7 protein-coding genes and 1 pseudogene are annotated in these 10,214 nt (G+C 43.6%); 3 read left to right on the forward strand and 5 right to left on the reverse strand.

Features of this window, described 5'->3' with window-relative positions:
* From AACU59_RS00360 to AACU59_RS00375, 3 genes and pseudogenes are all read left to right on the forward strand, one after another.
* On the forward strand, positions 1–1,082 hold a 1,082-nt coding region (locus AACU59_RS00360), incomplete at its 5' end, for an SGNH hydrolase domain-containing protein (protein WP_272925479.1).
* Between the two features lie 244 nt (positions 1,083–1,326).
* Positions 1,327–2,447 (forward strand): annotated as a pseudogene (locus AACU59_RS00365) (ISAs1 family transposase).
* A gap of 438 nt (positions 2,448–2,885) precedes the next feature.
* The gene (locus AACU59_RS00375) at positions 2,886–4,835 is read left to right on the forward strand and encodes a polysaccharide biosynthesis protein (RefSeq protein ID WP_094144866.1); all 1,950 of its coding nucleotides are present in this window, start codon (positions 2,886–2,888) and stop codon (positions 4,833–4,835) included.
* 54 nt (positions 4,836–4,889) lie between these two features.
* On the opposite strand, the gene AACU59_RS00380 is transcribed toward AACU59_RS00375, so the two are convergent.
* The 5 genes from AACU59_RS00380 to AACU59_RS00400 form a co-directional block, all read right to left on the reverse strand.
* The gene (locus AACU59_RS00380) at positions 4,890–5,618 is read right to left on the reverse strand and encodes a S1 family peptidase (protein WP_094144865.1); all 729 of its coding nucleotides are present in this window, start codon (positions 5,616–5,618) and stop codon (positions 4,890–4,892) included.
* Positions 5,619–5,866: 248 nt separating this feature from the next.
* Positions 5,867–8,077 carry a YjbH domain-containing protein gene (locus AACU59_RS00385; protein ID WP_094144864.1) on the reverse strand — a complete coding sequence of 737 codons (2,211 nt, stop codon included), beginning with the start codon at positions 8,075–8,077 and terminating at the stop codon, positions 5,867–5,869.
* Positions 8,074–8,943, reverse strand: a complete 870-nt coding sequence (locus AACU59_RS00390; RefSeq protein ID WP_094144863.1) for a capsule biosynthesis GfcC family protein — start codon at positions 8,941–8,943, stop codon at positions 8,074–8,076. Before AACU59_RS00390 ends, AACU59_RS00385 begins: the two co-directional genes overlap by 4 nt.
* A complete protein-coding gene (locus tag AACU59_RS00395; protein WP_161437820.1) occupies positions 8,940–9,638 on the reverse strand; it encodes a YjbF family lipoprotein in 699 nt (232 codons plus the stop codon). Before AACU59_RS00395 ends, AACU59_RS00390 begins: the two co-directional genes overlap by 4 nt.
* Before the next feature lie 81 nt (positions 9,639–9,719).
* The gene (locus AACU59_RS00400) at positions 9,720–9,968 is read right to left on the reverse strand and encodes a hypothetical protein (protein ID WP_064626008.1); all 249 of its coding nucleotides are present in this window, start codon (positions 9,966–9,968) and stop codon (positions 9,720–9,722) included.
* Positions 9,969–10,214 lie beyond the last annotated feature (246 nt).

The following is a 10,214-nucleotide window of genomic DNA, read 5'->3' on the forward strand; positions in this document are numbered from 1 at the left end:
GTTTTCTACCCCTCGCAGCCATGCTGGCTCTCATATTTTTATTATCTGTGATGACATATTATTTTATAGAAAGGCCATTTAGGCTTAAGAAAATGGAGGTTTGGAAATGGTGTGCGATTGTTTTTGTGTTTAGTGTGCTCTATTTCTCTGCGAAATATATAGAGGAAAAAGATGGTTTGCCTGAGCGACTAGGTCCGCTTAAATCGATCTTCTATTCTATGGATGATCGAAAAACGTTCAGTATAAGCAATATTATATGCCATGCTAAAACAGTGCAACGTTCTTGTTACGCAGCAGGTTCAGACGAAAGTAAGGGGACTATTCTTCTGATTGGTGACAGCCATGCCGCGACACTTTCGAAGAATCTATATGAACAAGCAATGGTACGAGGATATGGGTACAGACAATTCACTCCTAGCGGATGTACAGGGCTAGATTCTATTATGATGTACCGAGAGCAAAATGGGAACTCAGTGCCAATTGAAAATTGTTTTCTACAGTCTCGAGAGATTAGTAAATTTCTTAAGGAGCATCGCAGTGATAAGCTCACTATTGTGCATGTTTCAAGACTACCTCTTTACTTAACGGGTACCCGTTTTGACAATGGCGAGGGTGGTGCCGAAATAGGCGAGAGGTATTGGGCAGAGCCAGTTGAACCTTCAGCTAATTTAGATAAGGAAATTATAAAAAGCTTGGAGGGCTGGGTGGGAAATAGTGACAATTTAGTCTTGGTGTATCCTATTCCAGAAGTTGGTTGGAACGTAAAATATCAAACTCAGAGAGCTTTACAGGTAACCAGAAGCTTGGTTGAGAAGCAGATCATAATGCATAACCTAGATTTATCTACGAGTTATGAGGCTTACCTTGAGCGATCTAAGCGCGCTTATCAGATCTTGGATGAAGTAGATGGAGCTACTACCAGAATTTATCCTCGAGACATCTTCTGTGCAGATAGCCAACGATGTGTTACTCACTCCCAAAGTGAACTTTACTACTACGATGACGATCATCTTTCTACACATGGGGCTAAAATGGTAGTAGCTGAAATATTTAATAAATTAGATAAACGTGCCACTAATTAGTCAATGCAGCAACCGTTACAAAAAATAGTCCCGATTACATTAATGTCGATCAATTAAGTTCAAATGGTTGGCAGGGAAACCGCATGAAGGTCGTTGATATATAAGGGCTGCAAAGATGCTAAGAATCCGTTTTGAACCTATCACTAATCCCAACTATTGAATGTAACCACATGAAAATAAAGATCTGCTTGTAGATCATTTTCGTTGTTTTCTAATTGCTCCTAGACAATATAGGAGCCTAAATATGAGCGAGTTAACCAACCCATTTATGCATTTCCAAATCATTAAAGACTACCGACAAGAAAGCAAAGTAGATCACAAATTATCAGATATTATTTTGCTGACAATTTGTGGCGTCTTGTCGGGTCATGATGGCTGGGATGGCATTATCGATTTTGGCAATGCTCGCTTAGATTTACTCAAACGATATGGTCAATTTGACGCTGGTATTCCTTCTGCAGATACGCTGTCTCGTGTGGTGGGCATGATGAATCCGGCAGGGTTGCAAAGAAGCTTTATAGCTTGGATGAAGGACTGCCATACACTGACGGATGGAGAAGTCATCGCTATCGACGGTAAAACATTACGTGGCTCTTATGACCGCTCGAAAGGTAAAGGAACGATTCACATGGTGAATGCTTTTGCTACTGCAAACGGAATGAGTATCGGCCAACAGAAGGTTGATAGTAAAAGTAATGAAATTACCGCGATCCCCAAGCTACTTGACTTGCTAGAGGTAAAAGGCTGCTTGGTTACGATTGATGCAATGGGATGCCAAAAGAAAATAGCGCAAAAAATTCTCGATAAAGAAGCGGATTATTTGTTAGCAGTGAAAGGTGATCAGGGAATGCTTGAGCAAGCCTTTGATGATTATTTTCGAATGGACATGCTTCAAGACTTTGACGGCAGTTCTTACAGTACTCAAGAAAAAAGTCACGGAAGAACGGAAACGAGAGTGGCTTTAGTGAACCGTGATTTGTCGGTTTTAGGTGATATTGAGCATGAATGGCCCGAGCTAAAATCAATGGGCATCGTCGCTTCGATTCGCCAAGAATCGGCTGTAGCAACAGAGCAAGATGTGAGTATTCGTTTAAAGAATTAGAAGCCCAAACGCTGCTTGAAGCGACGCGTTCTCATTGGGGCGTAGAGGCCATGCATTGGTCCCTTGATACCGCATTTAGTGAGGACAACTCTCGTATTAGAGCCGATGATCGCGCAGAGGCTTTAGCAAGGATCAGGCAGATGTGTTTGAACCTATTAAAGAGTGAAACCACCTTTAAAGGTGGTATTAAACGCAAACGGATGAACTGCGCAATGGACGAAAACTACCTAAGTAAGGTTCTCGAAAGCTTTACAGGGCGGTGATGTTCATGCGGTTTCCGTACCGTAGCGAAAGAGTCGGAAGTTACGGTGAGGTACTATATTAGCTCGAAGGATTTAAATGTTATAGAGTTGTTAAATTAAACGCGTTCACACTGGTTAATTGAGTCGATGCATTGGACGCTCGATACTGAATTTGGCGAAGATACTTGCCGAAAAAGGGCTGAAGAAAGTGCAGAGAACTTCGCAAGGATCAGACAAATGTGCTTAAACATACTGAAGAGTGGAACGACTTTAAAAGCAAGTATTCTAGTATTAAAGACAAAAGAGCAATGTGTGCGATGGATCCTGAGTACCTTTTTAAAGGTGTTTTCGAGCCTTTATTGATGGGGAAGTTCATGATTTTTCCGTGGATCCCTAACTTAATAAGTTTTTAAAGCCAACATCAGACAGTATTGGCGTTGGTTTATATAGAGAAATAATATGGCTAGGCTAAATTTTATCTGGAATTTATCGCGGGTGAATAAGCGCATTATCAGCGTAGTAATTGACCTTTTCTTTATCGTATTCTCTTTTTATGCTGCCTATTGGGTGAGAATTGGTGATATTGTTTTAATTAAATCACCAACAGTGCCCTATCTAGTGGCTGGTGTTGCTGTTATCACCATCGTTTCTTTTTTTAAACTTGGGCTTTACCGAGCAGTTCTGCGTTATTTGACCTTTCATGCGTTGGCTGTGGTTAGTATTGGTACGTTGATCTCGGCAGCTTCTGTTGCTGTACTCGCATTCTATTTTAATGCACCTATTCCACGCTCGTTACCCATTATTTATGGAACTTTTCTTTCTCTATTATGTGGTGGTGCTCGGCTGATTGTGCGTGTGCTCGTTGCTCAGCTCAATTGTCAAGGAAACAAGCCAGTGCTGATTTATGGGGCGGGCTCAGCGGGAAGGCAGCTTGCACTAGCGCTCAGAAATTCGGAAACTCATAAAGTAGTAGGGTTTATTGATGAAGATAAAACCCTTGAAAAGACCGTGATTATGGGGTTGTGTGTACACAATGTTGGTCATGCAGATAGGCTAGTTGCTAAACATAATGTAAAGCAGATACTACTTGCAGTACCAAGTGCTTCACGTGCTCGAAGAAAGAAAATACTGGAGTCCCTGGTTCACCTTTCAGCGGAAGTACTTACCGTACCAGATATGAAAGATATTGTTGAAGGTAAGGCGAGTATTGATGAGCTAAAAGACGTTGCGATTGAGGACTTACTTGGGCGAGACCCGGTTACACCACAGCGCTCGTTAATGGAAGCAAACATTAAAGATAAAGTCGTTATGGTCACCGGGGCTGGGGGCTCGATTGGCTCAGAGCTGTGTCGACAAATTATCCTCAGCCAGCCGAAAAAGTTGATTCTTTTTGAGCTCTCTGAATTTGCGTTATACCAAATTGATCGAGAGCTTAGTCAACTTATTGTCCGCAAAAAACTAAATATTGAAATCGTACCTCTGCTTGGTTCTGTTCAGCGTATTAATCGTTTATCAATGGTGATGAAAAGCTTTAGCATTCAAACCATTTACCATGCCGCCGCCTATAAGCATGTTCCTTTGGTTGAGTTCAATGTCGTTGAAGGGGTAAGAAACAATGTGTTTGGTACTTACTACACCGCAAAAGCTGCAGTAGAAGCTCAAGTTGAGTCTTTTGTACTTATCTCTACAGACAAAGCAGTTAGGCCGACTAATGTAATGGGTACGACTAAGCGTATGGCTGAATTAGGTTTACAAGCCTTGGCAGAGCAAGAAAATGAGAAGCCTAAAGGCACCCGTTTTTGTATGGTGCGTTTTGGTAATGTGCTGGGTTCTTCTGGTTCCGTGGTACCACTGTTTAAAAAACAGATAGCAACAGGCGGCCCTTTAACTGTTACTGATCCTGAAATAACGCGTTATTTTATGACCATTCCAGAAGCTGCACAGTTAGTGATCCAAGCAGGAGCGATGGGCAAAGGTGGTGATGTCTTCGTTCTCGATATGGGGGAATCTGTGCGTATTTCAGATCTTGCCAAAAATCTTATTCAGCTTTCTGGGTTGGAAGTGAAAGACGAATCTAACCCATACGGTGATATTGAAATTAGTTATACAGGCCTACGCCCCGGTGAGAAGCTGTATGAAGAGCTTCTGATAGGTGACAATGTTGAGCACACTGCACATGAACGAATCATGACCGCGACAGAAGTAAACTTACCGTTACCTCAATACATGCATCTTTTGGAAGAGCTCGATATTGCTTGCCATAACTTTGATCATGAGAGGATCCGTGAGCTGCTGCTTGAAGCACCGACAGGTTTTACTCCTAGTGATGGTATTTGTGATTTGGTGTGGAAAAAATTGGCTAAATCTGAAGAGATGAAGACTGAAAACAGAATAAGCGATGAAGCCTAGAAAATATAGCCGAACAGATAATCTCTATCGGCTATTCAATTCGGCTTATTGAGTTTACTGCTGCCGCGCTAACCTTGTTTCGTTCGTTTCTAGATTTGGCCATTGATATTCTCCGTGGTGGTAAGTGTTCACTTGTGCTTTCAACCACGGTTGGATGAAATTGATCGAAACAAAAATGCTTAAGCGTTCGATATCTAATTCTTCTCCGTTCACAAGCCTCGTATCTGCTTTATTGGCAATAGCCGCTAATATACCGACCAATTCGCCTTGTGCATTGAATGCACCACCGCCACTCATGCCCGAACGTATTGGGGCATCTGTAATGCTGGCTGGGCATTGGCTGAAGTAACGGCTATTGACGAAGTTTAAGTCCAAATGGTACGTCCCTTTTCCCATCACCACATCACCACTGCCACTCACACCAAACGCCTCTATTTTTTCTCCTTGATAAACTAGCCCTAATTCTGGAAGTACAACATGTTGGTTGTCTGACTCGATCAAAGCCACATCACAAGTGGGATGGTAAGCCACCACTTTGGCATAATTCATTTTTGCCACATGAGCTGCAGTTAAGCTTAAATTTGGAGTTAAGGGCACACTCGATCCATAACCAAAATAAAGCAATGGAATACCGGTGAATTCATAATTAATCGCTGGGGGATTTTGCGCTTTCATGGTTCGCCCGTTAGAGCCTGCGCAACCCACTAAAATGAAAGTAAGCACTAACATTGAGTAACGAGATAACCGACAGAAATGAGATCCGATAACAGGCTGAAGGAACATAAGAACCTCCTATTCAAAGCCAACAATACCGAGATCTTGATGCGCATCTAGATCAAATGTGTTTACCTAATAAAGTATAGATGCAATGGATTACATTGCCATGTGTCACATAAAAAATAGTTATAGTGGATGTTTTAATCAATAGTGGAGTGGCTGTTTCTTGTTGAAAAGTAGGGATATTCTTTAGGCAGGCATTAAAAAGAGAGCCCATAAATGAGCTCTCTTCTTATTAGTAACGATAGTCTAAGCTAGTTGCTTGAGATAGGGCGACCATACCAAGGTGAGCGTGCATCCGTCATATCGTACAAGCGATATTGTCGGTTCAGCATTTGCCCACCATCACGTTGAATCGGTAACCAAGATACGGTCACGCGCTGTGTACTCGGCCGAATGGTCATCAAGTCCATAGGAATTGAAACATAAAATCCCTTGGTAAAACTGCCTTCACCAAACTCTTCTGCAGAAAGGTTGGTTTTAGAAATAAACGCCCCGGCAATTACACCACTATCAAACTGTTTAGAAAAATCGACCGACATACCGATATCGTCGGTTAAGTAACGCCCTGCACTGACCTTAAGTAAGGTATTGTCTATCAATGACCAAAATTTAGGCTGCCAATAGAGTGTTGCATGGCCTGTTACTGTGCCCGTTTGTACTCGATAGTTTTTCTTCGTTTGTGGATCATAATGCACTTCTTCTTTATACAGACCGAAAGCGGTGTCAGGGTCGCGCTGTTTTACATAGTTTCCGTCAATCCCAACCGCCCAATTTTTGCCTAATGGACGATAGAGTATTTCGCCGCCGACACCAGCAAACATGGTTTCGAGATACCCTGCGTAGCTTTGACCAAACCAACTTTGGCCGAAAGTATCAAAGTAGGTTAGTTGCAGGCTATCAAGGCGAACGGCATCTTCATAATATTGTCGAGACAAGGTACGAACCCGTTTCAAATCAGTACCATCTGGCGGTACGGTGTACTTGTATTTGTCGTAGTTATCGGCAAGGTTGCCATAAAGGCTGCCAGAGAGTAGCCAATGATCTCGTGTTTGTACGCTGGCATTGGCACTGACACCAAGCGCGTACAAATAAAAGTCTTCAGAGCCACCAAAAGACTGCTGCAACACAGGCGCTAAACCAAATTGCCACGCATCATACTGCTGCGCTTTTACTTCGCCATTGATCGCGACAGGGTTACCACGCGCACTGGCATCGGTGATGTGCGCGTTAGGGTAATCACGGTCAGCAACGCGGGCAAACGCATTCGCTTTTATTCTGGTTTCAGTGAGAGGCTGATTATTGGCCGTCTCGATGATGCTATATGTCTGTGCATCAATGCCTTGATTCTCCAGCAGCAATGCGGCGCGTTCATGCGCTTCTTTACGATCGCGATACTTATATTGTTCAGCTTCAATCGTGAGGGTGGCAGCATCTTGGTACAAAGTCGCTTGTTTATAACCGGCGATTACATCAAGGTCATGAAGCAGCGTTTGCCATTCAGCATCGTCTAACTCATGTGATTTCACTTTCGGAGCATAACTGGGTTTTGGTTCATCAACCCACACTGGTTGCATGGTCGCCAAGTTCGTACCCAAGGTAATGCCTGCGGTAAAGGTATTACCGCGTTCATAGCTAAGGCGTAAATCGGCCCAATCAGCAAGAGCGTATACCACACCAAAGTTCCACGGTGTTGAAACGGGCATTACTGCATCACCACGGGTGACGGGAAAATCACTGCGGTAATCATTGCCATCGTATTCCACTTTTAGACGCAGTGGTTGCCAAGGTGTTTGGTATTCAACCCCACCAAACAGCGACGTACAACCCGTGAACATCCGTCCAATATCAAATTGGCCGCCTTTACCACTGTAACTACCATCGCGACCGCAATCTGGTGTTGAGGATTTATCACCCGTTAAGTTCGCGTTGTTACCCAAATAACCCCAGCCAACGCCGAGTGTGACATCCAATGGGCCAAAACGTTTACTGGCTGCAATGAATTCGCCATCAAACAAACCTGTACCGCCAACATCACGTAACCCTACCGACACTTCCGGCAGCCAATATCCTTCTTCTAGCAAACGCAGTTTGGCATCAATCGATTTATCCGTGTATTTCGTATCACCGCTAAAGCTGGTATCGCCACTGTAAAGTAGCTCATGCACTTGCGTGTAACGAATCGTCGCTTCTAGCCATGGGAAGAGTTGGAGTGAACTGACGTAATGAATGTAATCATCGTTGTTTGTGACGCTTAAACTGAATTGACCTTCTGGCATCATGCGGGCACTGGGCATCTGTATTAAGCCTGTACCACCAAAATCAGTTTGAGAATGCACCAGCGTCGGGTAGCTGAATTCGTCAGCTTGGCTCGGTAACGCCAAACTAAGCGCAATGCAGCACGCCATACAAGTGACGCGAGGTGGTTGAATCGTCGAAGACGAAAGATAACTCAGTTTCATCATGGCAATTGATTTCGCAGCAGTTCAACGACAATGTCGTTCACATTGTGTAGTGAATATTGAGGATAAAGTGACGTCGTTTCGATAGGGAAAGGCACGTAAAGTGTCGCTCCGGGCGCGATATCTTGAAAGTCGTGATTCCAATAGGCGATATCATGCAGTGAGGCGTGACCATCGGGTTGAATCACCCATACTTGCGAGATATCCGCCTCAGCAAGGCCTGCCGAGCGAACATAATGACCCGCATCGGTGCGTGGTTTCCAAGCCATGTCACCAGCTTGTTTAACATTCCCCAAAACTGATACTGTGGTGGGTAACGTATTGAGTGACAGCAGCCATTGACCTTGTAACTTCGGGTTCTGACTGGCCGTGATGCGCGTGATGTCGGGATCAAGCGGAGTAAAAATACGCTGTGCAAAAGCATTCGCGCGTAGCTGCTCTTTCAGCTGACGCCAGCGCTTTTTGTGAGCCGATGCGGCCAAACTTTCTTGATGGGTGATCGCAAGCAGAACCTGCTGCTTTTTTTGATACGGGCTGGTCACATCAAACAAGGCGCTGCTTAGCCAATCGATATCGGCAGGTAACTGCGCACTGGCATTCAGCGCATTGATGACTAACTCATCCACTCTTGGCACAGATGCAAAAGAGAGGGAGAGGGCAGGTTTCTCTGCGCTTCTTATTTCAACCACACTAGCCGGTGCACTATAGGCAGCCGGTGATAATGCGCATAATACGCCCAGCAGAAAATGCTTCATTAATGTAGGCTTTATTAATGTAGCTTTTGTTAATATAGCTTTTGGCACTGATGCGCTCAGTAACGTGCGTTTTTCTAGCCAAACGTAGCGTATTAAGTTAGGCCATAGAATCATGACTTATTCGCTCCTGAGAAAGGTTTAGCAACAATCAGTTCAAAGCGCGCCATGCCGGGAGCTGGCGTTTGTTCGCTAACGACGACTTCGCCACTGCTTGGCTCAAGCCAATAGTGATTCGTGTAATGTTGGTCAATCGCTAAAATCGTCACATTTTCCACCACATGTAATAAATTTCTAGCGCCCTGTGGCAATAGCTTTTGCTCCTCACCTTGTACAACAAAGCGAGATTGAGCGTGATATTGGGTGTGATAGCCCGGCTGCCAGCTGATCTCATATTCCCAGTAGCGCGGGGTGCTGGAATCATGCAAACCAATCGCTAGAGGATCAGGCTGCTGCGATCGAATATTGGATAAATTCGCATCCAGCAAATTCACGGTTTTAGTGATTCGCCCTGCAGAGGTAACGATCATCTCATGATTTGCGGATAAATATTTTAAAGCCAGCGGGTTGGATTGAAATTGGCGAGACTCTTTTTCGGCCCAAGCTAATATCATTAATGCTTGAGGGTTATCCCCTTGCTTTACATAAATACTAGCGTAGGGCAACTCATTAATTTTATTTTGCGAGATACTTAATGATTCAGGGCCAAATAGAGCAAGATTTAAAGAATCAGTAAAATATTGAGTGTTTTGTGTACAGCCTGTAATTAAAAAACCGCAACAAATAAATAACGAGTGAATAGCAAACTTCATAATAGGGGCTTAATAATAAAAATTCGTCATTTGAATATTTAAAAAACAACCGCCAATGGCGGTTGTGAATTAAGCAGGCGCTTATTGCGCTGCGGTTACTGTAGTGGTAGTAGAAGTACCTGAATTGCTTGCTGCAACTACTACACCCGCTACAAGTGCGCCACCGATAGCTACAGACGTTGCCGTTACTGTACCTACTGCTGCCGTTGTCGCTGCTGTACCGCCAGCGGCTCCGCCAGTGGTTGACGCTGCTGTTGTCTCTTCAACAGCAGCCATCGCTACGCCACCAAAAGCAAAAGATGCTAATAGTGCGATTGCTGTTTTTTTCATAGTATTCCCCATGAAGTTTAATTACATCGATGTATGCCCAATATAGATTGGGCGTCGCAACAATAAACATTATTGATGTCAATGTAAACAAGTTGCACTCTAGGCGAATCGACTATTTCAATTAAGATTAAAAAATAATCAGCTATTAACTAACTTAATAGTAAATAAAGCGAAACCAATAAGGAAAATACTTACAGGGTAGGAAAATACTTACTTCACATTCAATAGTAACCTATGTATCATTCC

The sequence above is a fragment of the Vibrio sp. V23_P3S9T160 genome, assembly GCF_963886625.1.
GTDB classification, from domain to species: Bacteria; Pseudomonadota; Gammaproteobacteria; order Enterobacterales; family Vibrionaceae; genus Vibrio; species Vibrio anguillarum.